Raw genomic sequence first — 25937 nt, 5'->3', positions numbered from 1 at the left:
ACAGGGAGTTTTTACAATGAACGATGTAAAATGTGAATGTGGCCATGTAAACCCACATGGTACCATTCTTTGTGAATCTTGCGGGAGAGTTCTTGAAGAAAAGGAAAAAGAAAAGCAGTTGCTGGATATGCGTTACGAAGGAAGCGCACGCCGTTCACAGACTTATAATAAGACTGTTATCGATAAGATATGGAATTTCTTTTCATCAGTTAAGGTGGGGGTATCGCTGATCATCACCCTCTTGGTCGCTTCTTCACTTGGTACGATTTTTCCACAGGAAATGTATATACCTCCATTAATGCCAGCTGGGGAATACTATGAAGAAAAGTATGGATGGTTAGGAAAACTTTATTATGAATTAGGGTTCCATAATCTTTATAGCTCCTGGTGGTACTTGCTCTTGATAGCTGGACTGGGTACATCACTTTTAATTGCCAGTCTGGACAGAGTAGTCCCATTGTACAGGTCGCTTACTAAACAGCGAGTTTCTAGGCATGAAAGTTTTCTGAAGCGCCAGAGGATGTTCAGTGTGTCGGATGGTGAATTGTCAGATGATGCTATGGGTAAGATTACAAACCATTTAACTCAAAAGAGATATAAAATCCGTGAAGAAAACGGAAACATTCTCGCAGAAAAGAATCGTTTCTCCAGATGGGGTCCATATGTCAACCATTTAGGGCTGATTATCTTTTTGATTGGCGGAATGCTTCGCTTCGTCCCGGGAATGTATGTTGATGAAATCCTTTGGTTAAGGGAAGGGGAAACAAAAGCAATTCCCGGCACAGAAGGGCAATATTTTTTAAAGAATAATCAGTTCATCTTTGAAGTCTATGATAAAGATAAAGACGACGAAGTTTTTAAGGATGCAATTAATAAAGTCGGAACTGTAGTGAAGAACTATCAAACGAATGCCACGCTTTACAAAAAAAGGGTGACACAGTTCCAGGAGAGAAGCCAGAACTTGAAAAAGTCCGAGACCAGTCAATCCAGGTTAACAAGCCACTCAAAGTTGATGGGTTCGGTCTGTACCAGGTCGATTATAAGCTTGGTGAAATGAACATGATGGCATTCAAGCTTGAAAATAAAAAAACTGGTAAACAGTTTGGCGACGTCCAAGTAGACTTATATGATCCTAAGATGAATTACGATCTAGGAAATGGTTATAAAGTTGAGGTCATGAGCTATTTTCCTGATTTTGAATTCAATGCAGAAGGCGAGCCGGCAACAAAGTCACGTATTCCTAATAATCCTGCATTTATCTTCAAAATGTTTTCACCAGAAAAACCTAAGGGTGAAATTAGTTTTGTTGCGATCAGAAAGACAATCGAGCCGATGGGCAACAATGAATATAAGATGATATTCAATGGCGTTGAAACAAAAAATGTTACAGCACTTACTGTGCGAAAAGACCTCACTTTATGGATTATCGGTCTTGGCGGTTTAATATTCATGATAGGGGTTGTCCAGGGAGCATATTGGAACCACCGTCGATTATGGATCAGGAGGGTCAATGGCCAGATTTGGACAGCAGCCCATACTAATAAGAACTGGCACGGGTTAAAAAGGGAACTAGATACTATATTTGCCGATTCGGGAATCGGTGTCCCTGAAGACCAGCTGGCGGAAGATAAGAAAGAATAAGGAGGGGAAAATAATGGTTCATTTAAGCTCGAACTTCCTGTTTGCAGCATTTATCCTTTATTTAGTCGGCATTTTATTTTTTGGAGGCGCAATCAAGGATAAGAGACATGCTGACAAGAAAGAAGGCCCTAATAGATGGGCGAAAATTGGTATCTTTGTAACAATCGCAGGATTTCTGTCTCAGTTGACATTCTTTATTTTACGATGGATTGCTTCTGGCCATGCACCGGTCAGCAACCTGTTTGAATTCACAACGTTCTTTGGAATGGCTTTGGTTGGGGCATTTATAGGTATTTATTTTATGTACAAAACGCCACTTTTAGGTTTGTTCACTTTGCCTGTAGCGGCATTGATCATTGCCTATGGCAGCATGTTCCCAAGGGATGTTACACCGTTGATTCCTGCGCTGCAAAGTTATTGGCTCCATATCCATGTAACAACTACAGCGATAGGTCAAGCAATTCTAGCCATCAGCTTCGCGGCCGGTTTGATTTATCTCGTCAGAAGTGTTGACCAGACAAAGAAGAGTAAAAGTACTCTGTGGCTTGAAGTTGTATTGTTTGGCTTGATCAGCACACTTGGATTCGTCTTTGTATCCAGCTACTTCGCTGCGACAGATTACGAAGCGAACTTTAACTATGTTAATAAAGAAGGTCAGCCTGCAACAGAGAAATTTACTGTTCCGGCACTAGTTGGCCCGCATCAATTTGAGCTTACAGATAAAGATCGTTTCGAGCCTTCATTTGAAACACCTGCAATTATAAACGCTAAAAAATTAAATACTGTTATTTGGTCTCTTGCTGCGGGTATAGTATTATATGTGGTGTTAAGAGCAATTTTAAGGAAAAGAATCGCTGCAGCCCTGCAGCCATGGACGAAAAATATCAATCTTGACCTTGTTGATGAAATTGGCTACCGCTCAGTCTTGATCGGTTTTCCAGTCTTCACACTTGGAGGACTGATCTTTGCGATGATTTGGGCCCAAATTGCCTGGACACGTTTCTGGGGATGGGATCCAAAAGAAGTTTGGGCATTGATTACATGGCTATTCTACGCCGCTTTCCTTCATCTCCGCCTTTCAAAAGGATGGCATGGAGAGAAATCTGCATGGCTAGCCGTGATCGGATTCATAATCATCATGTTTAATCTGGTAGCTGTAAACTTAGTCATTGCTGGCTTGCATTCTTATGCAGGTTCATAAAATGTGTCAAATTTTTGAATGCCTTCACTGCGTAAAGTGAAGGCATTTTTTAAAAAATCATGGCAAGAAGACGTATGTTTATGTAAAATATTCGCAGGGAGGGATATACCTTATGGAAAAAGACGTTAAGATTTTAGTAGTGGATGATGAAGAAAGAATCAGACGTTTATTGAAGATGTATCTTGAAAGAGAGAATTATATTATAGACGAAGCGGAAGATGGCAACGAAGCTTTGGCAAAATCGCTTGCCAATGATTATGATGTCATTCTTCTTGATTTAATGATGCCTGGCAAGGATGGACTAGAGGTTTGCCGTGATTTGAGGGAAAAGAAGTCTACTCCAGTAATCATGCTGACTGCAAAAGGTGAAGAAGTGAACAGGGTGCAAGGGTTCGAGGTAGGTACAGATGATTATATTGTTAAGCCATTCAGCCCGCGTGAAGTAGTCCTGCGTGTAAAAGCAATGCTGCGACGTTCTTCAAGCACAAGCTATCTTCAGACGGAAACGACTACTAAAGACGTAATTGTTTTCCCTCATTTAACAATTGATAATGATGCTCATAGGGTTTCAGCTGATGGAAAAGAAGTCAGCTTGACCCCTAAGGAATATGAACTCCTTTATTTCCTGGCTAAGGCACCAGATAAGGTTTTTGACAGGGAACAATTATTGAAGGAAGTTTGGCATTATGAATTTTTCGGTGACTTGCGTACAGTTGACACACATGTTAAAAGGCTGCGCGAGAAATTAAATAAAGTATCTGAACAGGCTGCGAAAATGATCGTTACTGTCTGGGGGGTTGGCTACAAATTCGAGGTAGTCAATGAATGATGTTTTGGCGCAGTGTAGTAGGTAAGCTTTGGATTACCATCCTTCTGTTAGTTTCGTTTGTATTGTTTATCCTGACAGTCATGCTGCTGGAGTTTTTTGAAAACTATCATATAAATGAAACGCGTAAAGGACTCACCGATACTGCTGAGAAAATTGCCAAGGTTCTCGAAGATCATCCAGGCCAGGAGGAAGCATTAGGACTAGAGATTGCTTGGGAAATGGTCGATGACGATTCCCGGGTAACGGTTGTAAGAAATGAAAATACGTACTTTTATTCCCCTGGAACTGATGACGCTGCAGCCCATGTTCCTGTTTCATTTTTTATGAAAGACAAGGAATTGGCCGAGGTTTTCAATAAAAACAAAACCGTCGATATTATTACTTCATTGCCAGAAGTTTCAAGCCAGGTGGATGATACAAAATTTTTGATGATTGGTGTCCCGCTCCATCAAAATGGAAAAGGAAATGGAGCCGTTTTCATCTATCAATCACTTGAAGTGATGGAAGAAACAACTAGGCTGACGACAAAATTCATTTTGCTGGCAGCGGGTGTTGCTATCGTCCTTACGACAATTTTTGCGTTTTTCCTATCAACTCGGATAACGGCCCCACTTCGTAAAATGCGTGAAGCAGCTTTTGAAGTGGCGAGAGGGAAATTTGATACGAAAGTACCAATTCTTACGCATGATGAGATCGGGGAATTAGCTACCGCCTTCAATCAAATGGGCAGGCAGCTGAAGTTTAATATGAATGCCCTTAGTCAGGAAAAAGAGCAGCTGACAAGTATACTGAGCAGCATGGCAGATGGTGTAATAACCTTCAACCGGGATGGAACCATCCTGATCACCAATCCTCCGGCAGAAATGTTCCTGCGGTACTGGTATTATGAACAGGGTCTTGGTTCTGAGAATAATGATGCCGTTCCATCAGAAGTAATGGAGCTATTCCAGCTTGCAGTAAATACGGAAAAAGAGCAAGTAGGAGAAATTTCGGCACAGGGACGTACGTGGGTTATCATCGTCAGCCCGCTATATAATAAACGTTTTATCCGTGGGGCTGTGGCTGTTGTCAGGGATATGACAGAAGAGCGGAAGCTGGACAAACTTAGGGAAGACTTCATCGCCAATGTTTCACATGAACTCAGAACACCGATTTCGATGATGCAGGGTTACAGTGAAGCGATTGTCGATGATATCGCCCAGACTGATGAAGAAAAGAAGGAAATGGCCAAAGTCATATATGATGAATCTCTCCGGATGGGCAGGCTCGTCAATGAGCTGCTGGACTTGGCACGCATGGAGGCAGGACATATTCTCCTTTCTGTGGAATCAATTGAAATTGAACCATACGTAAACCGAGTGATCCGAAAGTTTCATGGTCTCGCAAAGGAAAAGGGGATTGATTTATCCGTACAGCTCGATACAGATGAGTCAAACTTCCGCTTTGATCCTGATCGAATTGAACAGGTCTTGACTAACTTGATTGATAATGCCATCAGGCACGTGCCAGATTCAGCTTCTATTTTGATCAGCGGAAGGACCGATGAGCGCGGTTTATATATTGAAGTAAATGACCAGGGTCCCGGTATTCCTGAAGAAGATCTGCCATTCCTGTTTGAAAGATTCTATAAGGCTGATAAATCAAGGACTCGTGGCATATCTGGCACTGGTCTAGGGCTTGCGATTGCCAAGAATATCATCGAGGCTCATCGGGGAAATATCTCGGTAAAAAGCAAACTCGGACATGGAACGACATTTTCCTTTTTTATCCCTCGAAATATTGAATAAAATAGGATTACTTGCCGACTATTCTTGATTCACAAGGAACATTTTTCGTTGAAATATTTCATGTAAGGTTCATTCCTGATAGGGATGGGCCTTTTCGCATTTTTATCCTAAAGCGTGCATAGCGAGGAACAGTTTCGCTTGTCTGACCGCAGAAAACGAAGCACATGTGGCAAATGAACAGAGAATCTAAAATGTTCTGCCAAAAAACTGATTTAAACTATACTCTTCGAAAAAATCTTTCTCGTCCATGATCGTTGTATTCAGTGAAATGAGAACTTTGATTTCGAAAAACCCTTTCATTTCCAATCTAAAAATAATATAGTTATTATGAAACTTTCTTTATTTACATAACGACTAATCTTATGAATACGGAGGCGAGGCGACCAATGAACTCCGTTTTTGATGAATTATATAATAAATATCATCATGACGTTTTTCAATTTTTATTTTATATGGTAAAAAGCAAAGAGCAGGCTGAAGACCTTGTCCAGGAAGTGTATATCCGTGTCTTGAAAGCTTATGACCGATTCGAAGGCAAAAGCAGTGAAAAAACGTGGTTATTTTCAATCGCAAAAAATGTAGCGATTGACCATTTTCGCAAGCAAAAGGGCTGGAAACAGCGCTTGCTCGAATCGTTCGATATGTCTGCAAGACAGGTAAAGGATGACCAGCCGCTTCCTGAGGAACTTGCGCTTCAAAGCGAAGAGATTCAGATGATGTACAAGTGCCTTGATCAATGTACGGTTGATCAGCGAATGGTCATTATCATGCGGTATATTCATGACTTAACGATTACGGAAGCAGCTGAAGCGTTAGCCTGGACGGAAAGTAAGGTTAAAACGACACAGCACCGTGCTTTAAAAACGTTAAAAAAACTGATGGAAGAAATGATCGAAAAGGAAGGGATGACTAGTGAAAAAGTCACAGTTAAGCGATAAGCAGCTAGAAGAAATCCTCGGCCAGATGCCTAAGATAAAAGATCATCGCGACCCTCGTGACATCTACCAAAACATTGCCCAAAGAGTCGAGAAAAGAAGGATGCCGGCCTGGGTCATCCCAAGTGCCGCCATGGCAGCTGTGCTTTTCCTTACATTCATTCTTTCGCCTGGGTTGATGGATTGGAACCAATCCGCAGATAAAAGTATGAACAGCAAGTCATCTTCTGAGTCGAATATGGCGATGGATATGGATACGTCCAAGAAAGAAAGTGCCGCGAAAAAGACAACAGATCAGGCAGATCAAAATTTGAGGATGGACACTACAACAGAGGAAAAGAATACGGAAAATGAGTTTACTGCTAAAGTAGCTGAAAATCCATATGCCGGCCTGAATGCTTTGTATAAGGAAGAGCTTGTTGGTCAGGAAAGTGAAGTCCTTACCTATGCAATTCCTGATCAAAATGGACAGATTCTTGTTCCTATAACCACGACTGTTCCTAAAGAAGAGGGCAAACCTTGGATCGACAGCTTTACTGAGACAATGCCCAAGCTCAAAGAAGAAGAGTGGGGGTTAAGCGAATTTTATCCAGTGGATGCTACCTATAAATATAATGAAACCTCCAAAACTTTGAACATGGATGTAAAGGCTGACCACCCTTATAAGGATGGAAGCACATCCAGCACGCTTCTGCTAGATGCCATGTCCCGGAATTTATCAGGGAAGGGAATCGATAAGCTGACCTTTACTACTGAGCAAAAACCAGGAATGGATTTGGGTAATTATGGTGTTTTAAAAGAGGGTCCCATTACTCCGGCAGAAAATGAGATGCATGCATATATGTTCTACCAGCAGGATGGCAATAAACAGCCGTTCCTCGTTCCAACCAAAGAGCAATTTGACTCAATCATGCTGGCATTTGAACAAATGCGTGGGGATATTGAAGAGCTGCAGCTAACAGCATCATTGCCAAAAGAATTCTCGCCCGCAAAAATAGAACCCGAAGAAAATCATACTGAACTCAAAATCATTTTAGATAATAAGATTGCTTTGAATAACGAATTTTTACCGAATCTCGAGGCTATTCTGATGACTGCAAAAGAATTTGGATATCAATCTGTGAAATTTGAAAATGCTGGAACAAATCAGATTGGTCCATTTAAACTGAACGATTCAATACCCGTACCAGTAGCTCCAAATAAAAAAGTAATTGAATAAAAGAAAAGAAAGGCTAGCCAGCCTTTCTTTTTTTATGGCTATTTTTTTCCACGAAGAAATAGTCGGCTAAGTTTTTTAATCGTTCATCGTTAACGAAACTTCTAAAACTAACTGACAAATTTTAAACACTGTGCTTATGAATTTTCCTTCTTTTGCATAAAAAAGCATATTATCACCAAATATAACGAATGTGCTTTTTTAGCTGCTGCTTTTCCATCGATTGGAGTTCTTTTTTCGTACAGCCTGTCATAGTGATGGAAAGGGAGTACAAATTTAAGGAGGAAGAAAATGCAGGATTACATAAAGCGTTTGCTCATTGCTGGGTTAATGGCACTCTGTGTCAGCTTGCTATTTCTCGGCGGAAAGCACTCTCAAGCAGAAATGCTGGATATCCCGGAGTTGACTTCAGATTGGATTTGGCCAGCTGAAGGTGTAGTATCAGACGTATATGGTACACGTCATGGTCACCATAAAGGAATTGATATTGCTTCAGAATTCAGGACACCTATACATACAGTAGCGGATGGTGTGGTCACAAAGTCCTACTACTCTGGTACATATGGACATGTTGTGTTTATCAAACATGAGAATAATTTAGAGACGGTTTATGCTCACTTAAATAAAAGGAAGGTTATTGAAGGGCAAACTGTAAAACAGGGAGATGTTATTGGGGAGATGGGCAATACCGGTGATTCTTCGGGCGTGCATCTCCACTTTGAAATCCATAAAGAAAAGTGGACCTACGATAAAGAAAATGCTGTCAATCCAGTCATCGCACTTGGGGATGCAGCGATTGGACAGCCAGTCACAGCCCTTGAAAAACAGGAGGCATACTCTCTGGAAACAATTGCGAAGCTCCGAATGGCTGATGATATCCAAATAGGCAGCCCAGAAAAACAGGAAAAACGGGAAAGTCAGGAAACAGTGAAAGCCCCATCTTCAGAAGTTGTGGAATCCTTGAAGCATGTAGTGCGAAAAGGGGAATCATTATGGTCGATCGCAATAAAGTACCAGACTTCGGTGGATTCTTTGGCTCAGAAAAATAATATAAAAGATTTTCGAATTGCCGCTGGTGACATTCTCTTAATTAATGCTACAGAACAAGATCGTTATATCGTGTCGGCAGGAGATTCTCTGCATTCGATTGCCGCAAAGACCAAAACATCCGTTGAAGAGCTCAAAGCTTTGAATCACTTAACTACAGACGTAATCCAGCCTCAGCAAATTTTGATCACCAGATAGTTATTTCTTGTCCCCTTTAATTCGTGAAAGTATAATAGGGAAAACGATCCTATAGGGGGATGGAAATGAAATGCTGACGGATTACCATAACCATTTGGAAAGAGGAACATTGACCCTGGATTATTTAAAACAATTCACCACTGCTGCCGAAAAACAGGGGATTGGGCATTTTGGGATTTCTGAGCATGCCTATCACTTTTACCAGACAGCAGATATTCTTCGGAACAGCTGGGTGGATGAACGGCGCTTTTATGATATGGATGATTATGTTCAGCTATTTAAAGATGCTTGGTCAAATAATATTGACGTGAAGATGTCGATAGAGATGGATTATACGCCAAGTAAACATAAGGAAATGGAAAAGTTCATAAAAAGCTATGACTTCGACTATGTTATTGGTTCAATCCATTGGATCGGCGACTTTGGGATCGATCTTGCCGAATACAGGCGGGAATGGGATAAAAGGGATATCAATGAGGTGTATAAATTATACTTTGACCAGGTTGTTACCCTTGCAGAGTCAAATCTATTTGATATTATCGGTCATATTGACCTTGTCAAAATCTTTAAATATGTTCCATCTGATGAAAATTTCCTGCTGGATCAATATGATAGAGCAACAACAGCTCTTGCGCAATCTAAAACTTGTGTTGAAATCAGTACAGCAGGATTGAGGAAGCCAACACAAACCTTATATCCCGATAAGCGTCTCCTCCAGATGTGCCATGATAAAAATATCCCAATAGTGCTTTCCTCTGATGCACATGTACCCGAGCATGTGGGTGCTGATTATGACCAGGCGCTGAAGCTTGCTAAAGAAGTGGGATACAATGAAATTATGACATTTAGCAAAGGTGAACGAAAGGCTTATCCATTAGGGTAAAAATAGTAGCTGCACAAAACAGGTCTTTAAACTAAGGCTTGTTCTGTTTGTGTACAAAAGTGGTTCAAAATGGTCATATTTCGAACCACTTTTACAAATCGATAACGAAAGCAGAAAGTGTAAAACTCAGACCCGGAGGCTAGAGGTAAATTGATTCGAAGCAAATAAGGCTTCTTGGTTACCTGAAAGAGCGTAAAATTGGAAAAGAGGGCAGCAATAAGGCCTCTTGGATATCTAAATAGAATAAAATATGGAAAATAAGGGTGCCAATAAGGCTTCTTGGATACCCGAATAGAACAAAATTTGGAAAATAAAGGCGCCAATAAGGCTTTTTGGATACCCGAATGGAATAAAATTTGGAAAATTAGGACGCCAATTAGGTTTCTTGATTCCTCATGGTTGGAATTTTTAATAATTCTTCCGCGGAAAGCGAAGAATATCAGTTCCATTACTTCTCCAACCTAAAGAAAGACCGCAAACAAACCCAATTTTATCGAGTTTATCTACAGTCTGAACAGGCTAAATAGGAAGAACTTGTTATTTCATTAGGTTTTTTTATTTAGGTTTTTATCCAAATAGTTTGTCTAAAAATCAACTTATTAAAACCAACAAAGATTACTAATGAGCCATTATTGAAGTATGATGCTGTTTATTGTAACGATATCTTTTAATGATTTTAGTTTTTCAATCATATCTTCTTGAAGCGGCTTGTCGAATGAAAGGACCATAATGGCCTCTCCCCCTGCTTCTTTTCTTCCTACCTGCATTGTTGCGATATTGACATTATGATCGCCAAGAACTTTCCCTACATGCCCGATAACCCCTGGACGGTCCATATGCTGGATATAAAGAAGGTTGCCTGATGGGTGGAAGTCGATGTTAAAACCATCAAGATTAACGATTCTTGGGCCGTAATGTTCAATGTATGTCCCTCTTGCTGTAAACGTTTCTCCGTCACCAAGGGCTGTAACTGTCACTGTATTCGCGTAGCCGAATGTATCGCCGGTGATTTTCTCTCCAACCATGATTCCGCGTTCCTTAGCGACATGGATGGCGTTTACTTCGTTAACAGTTACATCGATGCGGTTTTGGAAGAAACCAGACAAGAGCGCTTTTGTAAGGAAGGTGGTCTCCAGCTCGGCCGCGGTGCCTGAATATGTAACCGTCAACTCGCTAATCCCTTTATTGTGGCATTCTGAAACGATTTTCCCCATTTCTTTGGCAAGCTGGTGAAAAGGTTGGATTTTTTCGTAAATTTCTTTGGACATTGCCGGCAGGTTAATTGAATTGGCCACTGGTTTGTTTTCAAGAAAGGTCCTGATTTCCTTTGCGACCTGGGTGGCAACATTCAATTGTGCCTCCTTTGTTGATGCTCCTAAATGAGGAGTTACAATAACTGAATCCAGATTAAGCAAAGGGTGATTCCCTGGAGGTTCAACTTCAAAAACATCTAGTGCAGCTCCGGCTACGTGACCTTTTTCAATGAATTGAGCAAGAGCGATTTCGTCAATAATTCCGCCCCTTGCACAATTCAGCAGGTAAACACCTTTTTTGGTAAAACTTAAAGTTTTTTCGTTTAGCAGCCCTTTCGTTTCTTTTGTTAATGGAGTATGGACGGAAATAATGTCTGCTTGTGGCAATAAATCATCAAATGTAGATAGTTGTACTCCCAATACACCCGCTCGTTCCTGCGTCAGAAATGGATCGAAAACTTTTACAGCCATTCCAAAGGCTCTAGCCCTCTTGGCCAATTCAGAACCGATTCTCCCCATTCCAATAATACCTAATGTTTTTCCGTACAATTCACTGCCGATATATTGGTTTCTTTTCCATTCACCATTTTTTACAGTGGAGTGTGCTTGTGGAATATTTCTGAGAAGTGCAGCCATCATTGCGAAAGTATGTTCAGCAGTAGAAATGGTATTACCATCTGGAGCATTTACAACGACTATCCCTTTTTTAGTGGCCTCTGAAATATCTATATTATCCACCCCTACTCCAGCCCGGCCGACAATTTTGAGCGAAGGCATGCGGTCAAGCAATTCACGGTTGACTTTTGTAGCGCTTCTTACCAAGAGGGCATCAATTTTTGTTAAATCGATATTCTCAGAATCAATGTTGTCCATATGAACCTGTGCGTTCTCCAATTCTAGTAACGGCTGGAGGCCTTCCTCTTTTATTGAATCCGTTGCTAATATCTGAAACATTCTGCACTCACTCCCTAAACTAAAGTATGTAATATTCTGATTATTTTACAAAACGAATATTTTTTTGTCAAATGACAAAAATGTTCAGGATTTTGTGAAAACGCTCTCATGTGGAGAGGGCCACAAGATTAAAAAGTTCGGATATTGCTATTTTTTAATCGCACTTAATTCATCATATTCAATATGATGGAAGAATAGGATGGAGATTGCAGCAGACATAAAATCGTCACAAGCAAACAGCTTCACAAATATTCTTTTTTTCAGTATAATAAGTTTGTAAAATTAAATATGGTCTATCTTCGGGGCAGGGTGAAATTCCCGATCGGCGGTAATGAGATCTTTTTTCTCTAAGCCCGCGAGCCTTTAGGGGCAGGATTTGGTGCGATTCCAAAGCCGACAGTATAGTCTGGATGGGAGAAGATGGAGGTTCTGCAGACGTTCAAAAAATGCAGGTTTTGATCGTTTATTAAGCATGCCTTTAACACTACTCCCTCAAGAATAAAACTTGGGGGATTTATTTGTGTATGGGTGTGTGAATGCTGAATCTTTCTTCTTTATGTGAGATGGATCTCTATAAGGAGAGAGGATTATGAAAAAGTTTAGTGTTAAAGCAATGGTTTCAATTGGGATGTTAAGCAGTATTTCTTATGTACTTATGTTATTGAACTTTCCGCTGCCTCCGTTTCCCAAGTTTTTAATGGTTGATTTCAGCGATATTCCTGCATTGATTGCTGCGTTGATCTTTGGTCCGGCTGCGGGAATCTTAGTAGAGTTATTAAAGAACATGCTTGATTATTTTATGACTGGCAGTGAAACAGGTGTCCCTGTTGGCCATGTTGCTAATTTTGTCGCAGGCGTGTTGTTCATCCTTCCAACCAATTACCTTTACCAGAGGCTGAAAACTACTAAAGGCATGACATTTGCCCTTGTTGCAGGTACAGTCAGCATGGCAATCTTGATGAGCGTATTGAATTATTTCGTTTTTCTTCCTGCATATACTTTATTTTTAAATATGCCGGCAATGTCTGGCCCGGAAACAAAACAACTTATTGTGGCCGGTATTTTGCCTTTCAATATTGTTAAAGGTATTTTAATGTCGATTGTATTCATGCTGATGTTCACTAGAATGAAAACATGGATAGAAAGACAGCGATCTTTTAAAAACGCATAATTTATCTCACCAGAGATTAAATAGATAAAAAGCAACGGCCTGCACCGTTGCTTTTTTTGTCTTTATATGGCCTTAATAACTAGCCCATGACTCCAATGCTCATATTCTTAAAGTACAGCAGCATTCTATGAGAAGATGCATGGAGAAAGAATGAAATCTAATTGCCGACAAAAAAATTCCCGCCGGAAAGCGGGAATTATGTATTGATTATTCGAATTTAGTAGCATCTCCGTTAAATGGCTCATCTGCTACTTTGATTGAATCTGTTGGGCAGCCTTCGAATGCATCCATCATATCGTCAATTAAAACGTCTGGAATCTCTACGATACCTTCGTTTTCATCAAGTGTTACGAATGCAATGCCTTCATCGTCGTAATCATAAATGTCTGGAGCAGCTGCACCGCAAGCTCCGCATGCAATACAAGTTTCTTTGTCAACAATCGTGTACTTAGCCATGATCTAATTCCTCCCAAATGTTTAACAATAATAAATCGTCTTCCTGAAAAAGTGAAAACGTATTCCTCATACCTATTGTAAAACTGTATCGCAAACATTTCAATAAAAAAAGTATTGAGAATGCTTATCACATAAGGCATTGCGGGATTTTAAGGCTGAAAATAAAACATTTTCTTCTTCATTTTCATGTTAAAATAAATCTATAATATTTTCCTGCAATAGGAAAGAAAAGAAATTCCATGGTAATAATTCTATTTTCAGCAAGGGTGATTTTATGCAAATTACATACCTAGAGGCAGTCATCCTATATCTTTTAAAAAAATTAATGGAGAACGAACTATTTATTCCTTATTTCATCTTTTTCAAGGTAAGAGGTCATCCCAAACAATTCAAGATGCCCATCTATATCAGCTTTTACCTTTTTTTTATTCTTATCCTTCAATAACAAGAAGACAGCTTGAAAAGGCAGTAAACAGTCTCATTGAGTCCGGGCTGACTGAAGAGATAGCTGAAACAAAAGTTGTTCTAACCTCCAGTGGGATACAGGAATTGGATCTTAAGCTGGCTGAGTGTCCTTTACCTATTTTTTTAAATGGCTGGAAGTATCACCAGGTTACAGAATCGTTTTGGGAAAGACTGACTCTGCTTATTCAAGTAAGTTCAAATTTAGTCCATCGTGAACGGAGTTTTATTCCTGTCCGCAATAAAAAGGAAACTCTCCATTGGGTTAAACAATATATTAGGCAGCAGAGCGAGGACAGATACCAGCTTGCAGAAAGGCTGTATCAGGAATTGACTGCCACTCTGGAAAATCAGGAAAGCAGGCCGGAGCTGATCGTATTAAGGCTGACGGGCTTTAAGAAAATTGGGTTGACCGCCGTTCAGGCTGCTGAATTGACTGGTTTAGAGCCAGAAAGATATCATTTTGAATTTTTAAATAGTTTACATGCTATGTTAGACAAAATCATGAATGATCCTGCCAATTTTCCGCTTTTAAATGGATTGATCAAGCAGCCAGAACAAAAGGTTCCTTTAACCCAATCTACTGAAAAAACGTTTAAAATGCTTCAGAGAGGTTATTCGCTTGAGGAGATAGCAGCTGTACGAAACCTTAAAGAAAGTACGGTTGAAGACCATATTGTTGAAATTGTTCTCTCCGTAAAGGATTTTGAAATTGAAAAATATGTTTTGCCAGAGAAACAAAAGAGGATTCTGGAAGCTGCAAGAAAAATTGGAGCAAAAAGATTAAAGCAAATCAGAGAACAAGTGGTGGATGTCTCTTATTTTGAGATCAGGCTTGTTCTTGCAAAATACGGTGATGTTGAATGGAACTGAAGAACTATTTACAAAAATATTTTAATTTTGATCATTTCCGTCCTGGGCAGCAAGAAGCAATCGAATCGGTGCTTGGAGGAATGAATACGATTGCGATGCTGCCGACTGGCACCGGGAAGTCCCTATGCTATCAGCTTCCAGGCTACTTGTCTGACGGGCAGGTGCTCATTATCTCGCCTTTGTTGTCTCTAATGCAGGATCAAGTGGAACAAATGATGGCGATGGGGGAAAAAAGGGTCATCGCTTTAAATTCTTTTTTGACACATCAGCAGAAGGGAAAAGCCATTGAAAGACTAAACCATTACAAATTTATATTTATTTCTCCTGAAATGCTGGGTTTAGACATTGTGGTTAATCGGATAAAAGATTTGAATATATCTTTGTTTGTTGTAGATGAAGCCCATTGTATATCGCAATGGGGGTATGACTTCAGGCCAGATTACCTAAAGCTGGGTATCATTCGGAAGCAGATTGGAGAACCGCTGACGCTTGCACTTACTGCTACCGCTACAGAAGAGGTAAGGCAGGATATTGCTGATAAACTTCTTTTAAGCGATTGGAGGGAAGTTGTATATTCTGTTGATCGTCCATCGATTTCACTTGCAGTTGAACATGTCAGTCATTTTCAGGAAAAAATTGAACGAACAATAGAGCTGGTTAAATATTTGAAAGGGCCTGGCATCATTTATTTTTCCAGTAAAAAGATAGCTGAGCAAACAGCTGCTTATTTGAGAGAACAGGGAATCAGAAAAGTGATGGCTTACCATGGGGGGCTGGATTCTGAAAGCCGGATATTGATTCAGCAGCAGTTCATTCATGGCCAGCTGGAAGTTATTTGTGCGACGAGTGCTTTTGGGATGGGGATAAACAAAGAGAATGTCAGATATGTAATACATTTCCATATGCCGATGCAAATTGAGTCATATGTGCAAGAAATTGGCCGTGCTGCACGGGATGGATTGGATTCCATCGCCGTGCTGCTATATTCTCCTGGAGATGAGCAGCTTGCTTTTCAGCTGGCTGAGGGAGAACTGCCTGATCATATTCAAATAGAAAGACTCTTTGCGTTCCTTAATGATCGTAAGGTGGGTTATCCAGATGTGAAACAGTATGAAGAAGAAATCATAGCGTTTTGCGGATTTACTGAAATTCAATGGAGGATTGCTGAAGATTACCTTTCAAGCCTGGAAGTTATTGATTATGTTAAAGATAAAAGCAGTTTTATCAATACTGTAGAAGGCCGCTTGTCGGTTAAAAACTACAAGATTAAGCAAATGCTCAACTGGGTCAACTCGCAGGATTGTAAAAGAGCAGCAATTCTGACGCATTTTAATGAACAGATCATCACAAGGCCGGATAATTGCTGCACGTTATGTGGGCTAGACATGAACCACTACAAACAAAGTGAAGTAGCAGCTGAGGAACCTGTGAGTATTAATTGGAAACAGGAACTGGCTTCTATTCTGTTATTAAAACCCTTTTGACAAAACACTAAACAGGATAATGAATGCATTTTTGTTATCTATTTTTAGAATAAGTGGGCGAATATGATGAAGGAACGATATAAGGAAACAGTAGCGGTACTCACTGAAAAAGAACTGCTTTTTCATTTAATTGCTACTCAAATATTACTATTAACGATTTCCGTCATTTTAGGTATGATATTGTTTGATAGTTTAAATGAATTCAAAAATTTGTTTATCTGGAATGATCTTAGTATCCTTACAGTCGGTTTAGGAGCAGGAATCCTGGTGGTAACTGTTGATGTTTTGCTTATGAAATATCTTCCTCCATCTTATTATGACGACGGAGGTCTGAACGAACGAATCTTTAAAAATAAAACAATTTTGCAGATAGCAATGGTTGCGGCCATGGTAGCAGTCAGCGAGGAAATCCTTTTCAGGGGAATCATCCAGACAAATGCCGGCTTAATAATAACGAGCATCATATTTGCAGTAGTCCATTACCGCTATTTGTTCAATTGGTTCTTGTTCCTAAATATAATATTGCTGAGTTTTTTTATTGGTTATATTTATATGCAGACTGACAACTTGCTTGTAACGATTGTCATGCACTTTATCATTGATTTCTTATTAGGGCTTATGATTAAATTCAGGGCTGGAGCAGCAAATGGGGGTACTGACGTTGAATAGAGAAAAACCTATTAGGGACCAGGCAGAGCGCCTGAGAAAAAGGGTTGAACGAAAAGCTGAACAGGCTGTTGATAAAAAAGAAACGCTCCCACCAAGGAGCGAATTACACAGGCAAAAGCAAAAGAAAACGAAGGTGAAGGTGAAGTACCCTGTAATAAGGTTAATGGCATTATTTTTCATTCTTCTGCCAATCACTTTTTTCAGCATCATTTCCTATCTTGATGGTTCGAAAGGGCCGTTGGATATAACGAAAGAGCGAGCTGGGGTTGAACTGATCGATGTAGAGAGCGGCAGTGGAGGCGGTAGCGAAGCTAAAGATTCCTCGGACGATGAAGATTCTCCCTCAATTGAGGAAATCGCAGAACCTGAGGATATTGGTGTGGCCGCTGCACCTGCCCCAGAAAGTGGCAATGATAAAAATACACCTGGAAATGCAGTTAGCACGAAAGAGCAAACTGCTGCTTCGGAAACTACAACGAAACAGCCTGCTGCCGAAGCTCCGCAAGCGCCACCGGCTAATGCAGGTGGCGAGGAGAAAATCATCTACCATACGGTTCAACCAAGTGAAACACTTTTCAGGGTTGCGATGAAATATTATAAATCGCAAGAGGGTATCCCTATTATCAAAAACGCCAACAATATTCAGGGTAATGAAATTAAGGCAGGACAAGTGTTGAAAATACCAATTAAAAACTAGCCGGATTGAACTGCATCTACATTGTTAGACACCAAACTAACAATGTAGGTGCATTTTTTTTATTTTTGGAAAAAGGGTATTCAACTTATGGATAGTGATCTTTGCAAGAGAAACACTAATTTTTTTGTTTTCTAGCTTCCTATCATATCGTTCAGGACAAGCTCATAAATTAATGTAAGGCTGTTATCGCATAAAGTTGTTTTGTTTCTTGTCGCTTTTCATTGGATTCACGTTCTTAATGTTTGGTTCAGTAACAAAAAATCCAACAAAAACAGAAAAGTTAATTGAAGGTAAAGAGGAGGACTTGTCAATGGAACCAGAAATCACGAAACTGGATGACAGAACAGATCATGCAACGAAGAAAATGCTTAATAATCTAATTGACCGAAAAAGGAAGTTTGACAAATACAAATCGAGGCATCTTTTATCTGTTTGGATAACGATTGGACTTATAACCCTCTATTTCTATTATCTGTATGTAACAGTGATGCAGCCATATTCCTACTCATTTGCTGAAATCTTTTCTGTCTATGTCCAGAACTCGGCAAATTTATATTTTTTAATTTTGACCGTAGGGACTTATGGATTAATGATTTTATTAAAAGAAAAGCGGGAAAAAGCGGAAAAAGAATATCATGCTCTCCGCTGTGAGATTGTCGACCGAAGCAAGGATTTATGGAAGAAGGAAGAAGAGTGGAAGAATCGCCATGTCGTATTTGAAATGATGAAAAAAACATATGATATTAACCTGTACCATGAAAATAAATAAGAAGCATCCGGTGATGGATGCTTCTTGCAATCTTAGTATATTCTTTTCTTTCCTTGCTCATCCTTTAGTATTTCCACTGCCTCACGGAAACGTTGGGAGTGAATGATTTCGCGCTCTCGCAGGTACCTCAGACCATCATTTAAATCAGGGTCATCGCTCATATTAATGATCCATTGGTATGTTGCTCTTGCTTTTTCTTCAGCAGCAATATCTTCGTACAAATCAGCGATAGGATCACCTTTTGCAGCTATATAGGAAGCTGTCCAAGGAACTCCCGCTGCATTATGATAGAAGAGAGCGCTGTCGTGGTTCGCGTAATGCGCATCCAGACCAGCTTGCTTCATCTGTTCAGGTGTTGCGTCTTTGGTTAATTTGTAAATCATCGTGGCGATCATTTCGAGATGGGCGAATTCCTCTGTCCCAATATCCGTCAATAATCCAATCACCTTATCTGGAATCGTGTATCTTTGATTTAAGTATCGTAATGCTGCAGCAAGTTCTCCATCAGCTCCGCCATACTGTTCAACCAAAAATTTGGCGAGCATGGGGTTACAGGTGCCGACCTTTACGGGGTATTGCAATTTTTTTTCATATACCCACATCTTCCTTACCCCCTCCTTAATTCATTTAGAGCTGCCAAGGCCACGGTCCTTCGTTCCAATCCCAGGGATATCCTGAATAACTGTTACCGTATTGCATTAAAGGGCCATAGTTGCTTTCAATGACTTTTTTCAGTCGTTTGCGTTCCCTTGCAAACTGATTGAATTGATTGATTGCTTCAAAATCATCTGGATGGGTATCTAAATATAGTGTGAGTTCAACTAAGACAAAATCTACAGCTTGCAATTGTTCCATTGTTGCGTAAAATTCCTGTGGGAGTTGCTTCATAAGAGATCGTCCTCCCTTGGAGCTTCGAGTGGAGAATACCAGGTATCATAGAAAACCTTCCACAGAGTCCCCGTTCTTAGTGCTTGCATAGGTGTAAACTGAGGCAAATTAGGCGGCTGGAAGCCTAAATATAAATTAGGCGGTGTTGAAAATGTCTTAGCCTTGATAGGCGGACAGGGGTCGAAGGGACTGGAGTAAGGGTGCCAAACTTTTCGATTTGTAGACAAATAAAGCCCTCCTCTATATAAACTTCAGTTCATTTTATGAGGAAAAATTAATTTAATGTTAAATTTCTCAGCTACAGCAGGGATTTTTATAATTTTGTTGAAATATATAAGATATGGCAGTACTTTAAACCAGAGGTGAATTGAATGTTTGTTAAAAGTATCATGATTCCTAAGTACAAATGCATTACAGCCCAGCAAGATGAAACATTGCAAAATGTATTGGCAAAGCTTGACGAAAATGAAATTGATGGTCTTCCAGTTTTGGATGGAGATAAATATGCCGGTGTTGTCACAAGGCATGGAATTTATCATGGCTTCTTTAAGGCAGGAGACAAGAAAGAGGAATATCTCAACAATACTGCTGCTAAGGAAATTGTCACTTTGAAGGATCACTTCTTGCATGGAAGTGAAATGTTCGAAACCACCTTAGTAAAACTTAAGGACATTCCATTGCTTGCAGTAGTTGATGAAAATGGGAAATTTCAAGGCGCTGTTACCCGCTCAGATGTACTTGACCAATTCCAGAGTGCATTTGGGGTGCATAGAGAAGGAGTAAGGATCGCATTTACTTCCGTAGAAACAGAAGGAAGGATTGCAAGGCTGGCTGACATTGCTCACCAATTCCATGAACATATCATCTCCTTAGTAACTTTCGATGAAACAGATAAGCTTGTCCGCAGAATCGTCATGAAGATTGAAAAGAAGGACAATATTGATAAATTTGTCAAAAAGCTTGAAGACTCTGGTTTCCGTATACTCGATATTCATGAAGTTTGATTCTGTCGCACAGAAATAAACACAAGGGCCTTTCATACATTTTTGTATGGGAGGTTTTTTTATGCTTTAAAATCTGCAGGCTGGTGTTATGCTCTATTTGATTGTATTTGGTAGCCGAATTCCCCCCTTATTCTGCCCGTTGAACAGATGGTTTTATCGTTGAATTCATTTTAAATCCCTTAGAATACCTTTCAGGGAAAATTGCGCTCATCACCGGCATGGATGTAATGGGAGGGCAGATCCGAAACGGGAGCCTGCTGTTTTTAAAACACTTAAGGTTAAAAATGGGGTGGATTCTGATATAATTTTAACTATTGGAAGTATACGCTACTTTTTTCTGCTGATTATTTTCGTGATATAGCAGACGTGTGTTTCTTTCAGTTTCTGTTTTCTATGTGGTATGATTTCACATAGCCTATTAAGGACGGAGTATGGAACTTAGATTACGGATTTGCAGGAGGCACAAATGGTACTGATATACTTTTTACTGGCAATATTAATTTTAGGCGGCTTCTTGCTGTTATATATGTATCGGCAGGCATTTGGGGACAGGGTATTGAAGCACGAACTGCGATTTAAGGAATTCCCCGCTAGTTTTGGCTCTGTTACACTCTTTTTTATCTCGGATATCCACAAGCGCATCATTTCTGATTCAGTCATTGAGGAAGCTAAAGAGAAGGCTGATTTAGTTATCATTGGGGGAGATCTTGCTGAGAAGGGCGTCGGTCTTGATCAAGTGTCAATCAATATTGAAAAATTGAAATCCATTGCCCCCGTTTTTTTTGTATGGGGCAATAATGACTACGAATTCAATTCACATGAACTGGATTCACTGCTCTTTCATTCAGGTGTGAAAATGCTGGATAACACCGCGGTTAAATTTGAGTCGAGCTCTGGTGATACTTTATTCATTTTAGGAATAGATGATCTAAGTCTTGGCAAAAGCAGACTGGACCTCGCTATGCAGGATGCAGAACCGAATGGTTTTCACATCCTCGTTAGTCATAATCCAGCAATTGTTAACCGTTTAGAACCCGGCCATAATATAAGTTTGGTATTAAGCGGCCATACGCATGGCGGGCAGATAAGAATTTTGGGGTTTGGTCCATATGAATTAGGCGGAATTAAAAAGAAAAATGGCACTACTCTGATGACGAGCAATGGATACGGGACAACGACAGTTCCATTAAGACTTGGGGCAAGGGCTGAAACACACTTAATTACCTTGCTGCCAAAGGGAAATTAGCAGATTGAGGTTTTACAACCGTTATCCAAGGGGGGTATAATCGGTGATGTAATGTGGTTACACGGAGGAATGATGATGGGAACAAGCGAGGGAAAATATAATATTAAAGCAATATCAAATATGCTCGGCATCCAGCCAGGAACTCTGAGGGCATGGGAACGGAGATATCAAATGATCGCACCCGTCAGGAATGATTCCGGACATCGATTGTATACTGAGGAGCACCTGAGAACATTAAGGTGGCTCATTTCGAAAGTGAATCAAGGTTTTACAATCAGCCAGGCCATTTCATTGATGGAGAATTCCAGCTCTGCTATTGAAGGAGCCGAACCTCCTAAAAAAGATATATTGGAAGAATTAGGAGACAAGCTGTTGGCGGCACTTTTGAACTTTAACAGTGCACAGGCACATGAATTGATCAATCAGGCCTTTAGTTTATTTACAATTGACAAAACAGTTATTGATTTGCTTGGACCTATTTTGATTAAAATCGGGGATTTGTGGGAAGAGGGAAGAATAACGACTGCACATGAGCATTTTGCTTCTTCCTTTTTGCGCTCAAGAATAGAAAGCCTTTCTAATTCATTTCCACATAGCTCTTTTCTTCCTAAAGCAGTTGCTGTATGCGGGCCGGGTGAAAAACATGAGCTGGGCTTGCTGATCTTTACGATGTTCCTGAGGCGTAAAGGTTTTGAGGTGGTGTTTCTTGGTACAAGTGTTGCTGAACATGATCTAGAAGTTGTGCTTGATAAAGTCAGGCCCAAATTTTTATTTTTATCTTGTACGCTTGATGAGAATAGATCAGCAGTACTGAAGCTTGCTGAAGAAATTAGCGGAAATTACCCTGACCTTCAGATTGGCCTAGGGGGTATCGCAATAGATTCCATGCAGTTTCAGCAGCGTAAACTTTATAAAGAAAACATTGTGGGCATGACAAGGATGGAATGGGAGAAATGGTTAAAAAAGCGTATTGATCAATTGAAATAACTCACCAACCTGCAATAATTTCATAATCTATAACAAGAGCTTTGTCGATGGCAGGGGGCATGATTATGCGCTTGGAACGATTAACAAACAACAAGATAAAGATTTTTCTTACAGTTGATGACCTTTCTGACAGGGGTTTGACTAAGGAAGACATTTGGAAGGACTCGCTGAAATGGCATCAGCTTTTTCACGATATGCTTGAAGAAGCCAGCGAGGAATTTGATTTAGAAATCTTAGGGGCGGTTGCGGTAGAGATATTTTCACTTCATGCCCAGGGTATGGTGATGATCGTGACCATGATCGAGCAGGATGAAGACGAGGAACAGTTCGACGATGGAATCATTGAAATGCAGGTTACTGTCGATGGAAGCGATGATATTCTTTTTGAGTTTGACAATATTGAAGATGTGATACAGCTTGCCAACAGACTTTTCCAGGCAGGGATTCAAGGTGGAAGCCTCCACTTTATGGAGAGTCACTATTATTTGCTAATGAATGGGATTTTAGCCGAAGACGCTGCCAAAGCCGTTTCATTAATGGCTGAATATGGTGTGCCTTCTATTTTAAGTATCCATAGATTATTGGAATACGGGAACGAGATTATGGAAGAAAACGCAGTCGAAACTCTTGTCCACTATTTTATAAAATAGTGGAGAAGAGCTTCGGCTTTTTTTATGAATTAGCATCCCGGGAAAGTCTTATTATTCAGTCAATTTTTATCCGCCCAATAACCATCAGGCCTAAAATGTTAGCGTTTACATTTAGTGATCAAAAAATGCTGAAAAGTGTTTTTTTCTTCTTGCATAAAATAACCAAAGGTGTATACTAATCCATGAAAGCAGACAACATCCGCAAAAGTGATTTAGGAGGTTTATCAATGGTAGCCGCAAACGGTAATGAAAATCCAAATAAAGAAGACAAACATGACGTCTTACGATCTACACAAACTGTTATTCATAAGGCTTTGGAAAAACTCGGATACCCTGAAGAGGTGTATGAGCTTTTAAAGGAGCCGCTCAGGATGATGACAGTGAAAATTCCTGTCAGAATGGATGACGGATCTGTTAAAGTCTTTACTGGCTACCGGGCGCAGCACAATGATGCAGTGGGTCCAACAAAGGGAGGAATACGTTTCCATCCAAACGTAACAGAGAAAGAAGTTAAAGCGCTATCAATCTGGATGAGTTTAAAATGTGGCATTGTCGACCTTCCGTACGGCGGGGGTAAAGGTGGAATCGTTTGCGATCCGCGTGACATGTCATTCAGAGAATTGGAAAGATTAAGCCGCGGATACGTTCGTGCAATCAGCCAGATTGTCGGACCAACAAAGGATATTCCGGCACCTGATGTTTTCACTAACTCACAGATCATGGCATGGATGATGGACGAATACAGCCGTATAGATGAATTTAACTCTCCAGGATTCATTACAGGCAAGCCGCTTGTTCTCGGGGGTTCCCATGGACGGGAATCAGCTACAGCAAAAGGGGTAACAATTTGTATACGTGAAGCAGCGAAGAAAAAAGGAATCGAACTTGAAGGTGCCAGAGTCGTAGTGCAGGGCTTCGGAAATGCTGGAAGCTACCTGGCAAAATTCATGCACGATGCAGGCGCAAAAATCATCGGTATTTCTGATGCATATGGAGCGCTGCATGACCCAGACGGGCTTGACGTCGATTACTTGCTGGACCGCCGCGACAGTTTCGGGACAGTAACTAAACTATTCAATAATACAATTACAAATAAAGAATTGCTGGAGCTGGATTGTGATATCCTTGTACCAGCTGCAATAGAAAACCAGATTACTGAAGAAAATGCCCACAATGTCAGAGCAAGCATCGTAGTTGAAGCTGCAAATGGTCCGACAACTCTAGAAGCAACCGAAATTTTAACTGAACGTGGCATCCTGCTCGTACCGGATGTACTAGCTTCGGCTGGCGGCGTTACCGTTTCCTACTTTGAATGGGTCCAAAACAACCAAGGTTATTATTGGACTGAAGAAGAAGTGGAAGAAAAACTTGAAAAAGTAATGGTAAAATCATTTGACAGTATTTATGAAACGGCACAGACCCGCAGAGTAGACATGCGCCTTGCTGCATATATGGTTGGTGTCAGGAAAATGGCTGAAGCAAGCCGTTTCAGAGGCTGGATTTAGAACTTCCATGCTTGTACATTAATTTAATAAAAGGTTCTTCATTGAATCTTATGCAAAAATCTCCTATCATTTAAAGATAGGAGATTTTTTTCTATTCACCATAAACTGTGGTTGTCTATAGATTACTAAGGAGTGAACAGACTTACATGAATAAAGAACAAACAATTATTGTTGGCGGTGGCCCCTGTGGTCTAGCTGCAGCAATCGCGCTTAAGAAAAAAGGAATCAATCCGTTAATAATTGAAAAAGGCAATATCGTGAATGCGATTTATCATTATCCAACTCATCAAACCTTTTTTAGCAGCAGTGAGAAGCTTGCGATAGGTGAAGTGCCATTCATTACTGAGAATCACAAGCCAAAACGGAATCAGGCGCTCGTCTATTACCGGGAAGTGGCGAAAAGGGAAGAATTGAGAATTAATAAATATGAAAAAGTCACGGAAATCACGAAAGCCGGAGAATCAAGCTTCAACGTTACCACAGATCAGCGGCAATATTCTGCTGCCAATATAATCATCGCGACCGGGTACTATGACAATCCAAATTTCATGCAAATCCCTGGTGAGGATTTGCCGAAGGTTTCTCATTACTTTAAGGAAGCCCATCCGTTTTTTGATATGGATGTGGCGGTAATTGGCGGGAAAAATTCCAGTGTTGATGCTGCGATTGAATTGGTGAAGGCTGGTGCTCGAGTTACCGTCCTTTATAGAGGATCAGAATATTCTCCAAGCATAAAGCCCTGGGTGCTGCCCGAATTTGAGGCACTGGTCAAAACCGGAATGATTAACATGGTTTTTAACGCCGCATTAAAAGAGATAACAGCTGACCATATTGTCTATGAACATCACGGGAATACTGTAAAGCAAAAAAATGATTTTGTTTTCGCAATGACTGGGTATCGGCCCGATCATGCATTTTTAAAGAAAATGGGTGTGGAAATTGAGAAGGATACAGGTCGGCCATATTTTAACCCCGATACAATGGAAACGAATGTCGAAGGAATCTTCATTGCTGGGGTAATTGCAGCAGGGAATAATGCAAATGAAATCTTTATTGAGAATGGCCGGTTCCATGGAGGGCAAATAGCAGAAGCGATTTCTCAGAGAGTTTAAATAAGCAAAACAAAAAGGCG

At 40.3% G+C, this 25937-nt stretch carries 24 protein-coding genes, 1 pseudogene and 1 riboswitch; of the genes and pseudogenes, 20 read left to right on the top strand and 5 right to left on the bottom strand.

All coding sequences use genetic code 11. From position 1 onward, the window contains the following. Nucleotides 1-16: 16 nt before the first annotated feature. The 8 genes and pseudogenes from resB to AABM38_RS15755 all read left to right on the top strand — a co-directional run bounded on the left by resB (nt 17) and on the right by AABM38_RS15755 (nt 9737). Nucleotides 17-1641: pseudogene (resB, locus tag AABM38_RS15790) on the top strand (cytochrome c biogenesis protein ResB). Between the two features lie 13 nt (nt 1642-1654). Next, complete coding sequence (ccsB, locus tag AABM38_RS15785; protein ID WP_423407274.1) at nt 1655-2842, top strand: c-type cytochrome biogenesis protein CcsB; 1188 nt, start codon at nt 1655-1657, stop codon at nt 2840-2842. 112 nt (nt 2843-2954) lie between these two features. Then, a complete protein-coding gene (locus AABM38_RS15780; RefSeq protein ID WP_335375739.1) occupies nt 2955-3671 on the top strand; it encodes a response regulator transcription factor in 717 nt (238 codons plus the stop codon). After that, on the top strand, nt 3668-5458 hold the full coding sequence (locus AABM38_RS15775) for an ATP-binding protein (protein WP_423407273.1): 1791 nt from the start codon (nt 3668-3670) through the stop codon (nt 5456-5458). Before AABM38_RS15780 ends, AABM38_RS15775 begins: the two co-directional genes overlap by 4 nt. Nucleotides 5459-5844: 386 nt before the next feature. Next, a complete protein-coding gene (gene sigX / locus AABM38_RS15770; RefSeq protein ID WP_335375737.1) occupies nt 5845-6396 on the top strand; it encodes an RNA polymerase sigma factor SigX in 552 nt (183 codons plus the stop codon). Next, nucleotides 6371-7612 carry a negative regulator of sigma-X activity gene (locus AABM38_RS15765; protein WP_423407272.1) on the top strand — a complete coding sequence of 414 codons (1242 nt, stop codon included), beginning with the start codon at nt 6371-6373 and terminating at the stop codon, nt 7610-7612. Before sigX ends, AABM38_RS15765 begins: the two co-directional genes overlap by 26 nt. 288 nt (nt 7613-7900) lie before the next feature. Beyond that, nucleotides 7901-8854 (top strand): peptidoglycan DD-metalloendopeptidase family protein, encoded by a 954-nt coding sequence (locus tag AABM38_RS15760; protein ID WP_423407271.1) that lies wholly within the window; start codon nt 7901-7903, stop codon nt 8852-8854. A 70-nt stretch (nt 8855-8924) separates the two neighbouring features. Continuing rightward, complete coding sequence (locus AABM38_RS15755) at nt 8925-9737, top strand: histidinol-phosphatase (protein WP_423407270.1); 813 nt, start codon at nt 8925-8927, stop codon at nt 9735-9737. A 629-nt stretch (nt 9738-10366) separates the two neighbouring features. Here AABM38_RS15755 and serA read toward each other — a convergent pair. After that, nucleotides 10367-11944 (bottom strand): phosphoglycerate dehydrogenase, encoded by a 1578-nt coding sequence (gene serA / locus AABM38_RS15750; RefSeq protein ID WP_423407269.1) that lies wholly within the window; start codon nt 11942-11944, stop codon nt 10367-10369. Between the two features lie 291 nt (nt 11945-12235). After that, nucleotides 12236-12370, top strand: a riboswitch (FMN riboswitch). Between the two features lie 163 nt (nt 12371-12533). On the opposite strand from serA, the gene AABM38_RS15745 reads away from it, so the two are divergent. Further along, on the top strand, nt 12534-13115 hold the full coding sequence (locus AABM38_RS15745; protein WP_423407268.1) for an ECF transporter S component: 582 nt from the start codon (nt 12534-12536) through the stop codon (nt 13113-13115). A 207-nt stretch (nt 13116-13322) separates the two neighbouring features. Here the strand turns inward: AABM38_RS15745 and AABM38_RS15740 are convergent, their stop codons facing one another. After that, entirely contained in the window at nt 13323-13571 is a 249-nt protein-coding gene (locus tag AABM38_RS15740) for a ferredoxin (protein WP_023627496.1), read from the bottom strand. Nucleotides 13572-14120: 549 nt separating this feature from the next. Between AABM38_RS15740 and AABM38_RS15735 the strand changes: the two genes are divergently transcribed. From AABM38_RS15735 to AABM38_RS15715, 5 genes are all read left to right on the top strand, one after another. Then, nucleotides 14121-14906 carry a helix-turn-helix domain-containing protein gene (locus tag AABM38_RS15735; RefSeq protein ID WP_423407267.1) on the top strand — a complete coding sequence of 262 codons (786 nt, stop codon included), beginning with the start codon at nt 14121-14123 and terminating at the stop codon, nt 14904-14906. After that, nucleotides 14897-16390 (top strand): RecQ family ATP-dependent DNA helicase, encoded by a 1494-nt coding sequence (locus AABM38_RS15730; RefSeq protein ID WP_423407266.1) that lies wholly within the window; start codon nt 14897-14899, stop codon nt 16388-16390. Before AABM38_RS15735 ends, AABM38_RS15730 begins: the two co-directional genes overlap by 10 nt. Before the next feature lie 66 nt (nt 16391-16456). Beyond that, nucleotides 16457-17059 (top strand): lysostaphin resistance A-like protein, encoded by a 603-nt coding sequence (locus tag AABM38_RS15725; RefSeq protein WP_423410766.1) that lies wholly within the window; start codon nt 16457-16459, stop codon nt 17057-17059. Next, nucleotides 17052-17756 carry a LysM peptidoglycan-binding domain-containing protein gene (locus tag AABM38_RS15720; RefSeq protein WP_423407265.1) on the top strand — a complete coding sequence of 235 codons (705 nt, stop codon included), beginning with the start codon at nt 17052-17054 and terminating at the stop codon, nt 17754-17756. The genes AABM38_RS15725 and AABM38_RS15720 overlap by 8 nt, the downstream gene beginning before the upstream one ends. 310 nt (nt 17757-18066) lie before the next feature. Continuing rightward, nucleotides 18067-18525, top strand: a complete 459-nt coding sequence (locus AABM38_RS15715) for a YpbF family protein (RefSeq protein WP_423407264.1) — start codon at nt 18067-18069, stop codon at nt 18523-18525. 32 nt (nt 18526-18557) lie between these two features. Here AABM38_RS15715 and AABM38_RS15710 read toward each other — a convergent pair whose 3' ends face one another. The 3 genes from AABM38_RS15710 to AABM38_RS15700 are packed head-to-tail and all read right to left on the bottom strand — an operon-like array spanning nt 18558 to nt 19640. After that, entirely contained in the window at nt 18558-19127 is a 570-nt protein-coding gene (locus tag AABM38_RS15710; RefSeq protein ID WP_335375727.1) for a manganese catalase family protein, read from the bottom strand. A gap of 25 nt (nt 19128-19152) precedes the next feature. Beyond that, nucleotides 19153-19413: a spore coat protein CotJB gene (locus AABM38_RS15705; RefSeq protein WP_335375726.1), complete on the bottom strand. Its 261-nt coding sequence runs from the start codon at nt 19411-19413 to the stop codon at nt 19153-19155. Next, on the bottom strand, nt 19410-19640 hold the full coding sequence (locus AABM38_RS15700; protein WP_423407263.1) for a spore coat associated protein CotJA: 231 nt from the start codon (nt 19638-19640) through the stop codon (nt 19410-19412). The genes AABM38_RS15705 and AABM38_RS15700 overlap by 4 nt, the downstream gene beginning before the upstream one ends. 144 nt (nt 19641-19784) lie before the next feature. Between AABM38_RS15700 and AABM38_RS15695 the strand changes: the two genes are divergently transcribed. The 6 genes from AABM38_RS15695 (at nt 19785) to AABM38_RS15670 (ending at nt 25917) form a co-directional block, all read left to right on the top strand. Next, entirely contained in the window at nt 19785-20417 is a 633-nt protein-coding gene (locus AABM38_RS15695) for a CBS domain-containing protein (RefSeq protein ID WP_423407262.1), read from the top strand. A 466-nt stretch (nt 20418-20883) separates the two neighbouring features. Continuing rightward, nucleotides 20884-21663 carry a metallophosphoesterase gene (locus AABM38_RS15690; protein WP_423407261.1) on the top strand — a complete coding sequence of 260 codons (780 nt, stop codon included), beginning with the start codon at nt 20884-20886 and terminating at the stop codon, nt 21661-21663. Nucleotides 21664-21738: 75 nt separating this feature from the next. Beyond that, nucleotides 21739-22650 (top strand): MerR family transcriptional regulator, encoded by a 912-nt coding sequence (locus tag AABM38_RS15685; protein ID WP_423410765.1) that lies wholly within the window; start codon nt 21739-21741, stop codon nt 22648-22650. A gap of 65 nt (nt 22651-22715) precedes the next feature. Then, a complete protein-coding gene (locus AABM38_RS15680) occupies nt 22716-23300 on the top strand; it encodes a genetic competence negative regulator (protein WP_423407260.1) in 585 nt (194 codons plus the stop codon). A 227-nt stretch (nt 23301-23527) separates the two neighbouring features. Further along, entirely contained in the window at nt 23528-24805 is a 1278-nt protein-coding gene (locus tag AABM38_RS15675; protein WP_423410764.1) for a Glu/Leu/Phe/Val family dehydrogenase, read from the top strand. 146 nt (nt 24806-24951) lie between these two features. Then, nucleotides 24952-25917 (top strand): YpdA family putative bacillithiol disulfide reductase, encoded by a 966-nt coding sequence (locus AABM38_RS15670; protein ID WP_423407259.1) that lies wholly within the window; start codon nt 24952-24954, stop codon nt 25915-25917. Nucleotides 25918-25937 lie beyond the last annotated feature (20 nt).

Source organism: Heyndrickxia sp. MSNUG, from assembly GCF_049532715.1.
In the GTDB taxonomy this organism is placed as follows: Bacteria; Bacillota; Bacilli; order Bacillales; family Cytobacillaceae; genus Mesobacillus.
Note: the sequence above shows the minus strand (reverse complement) of the source record. Positions and strands in the feature narration are given on the sequence as shown.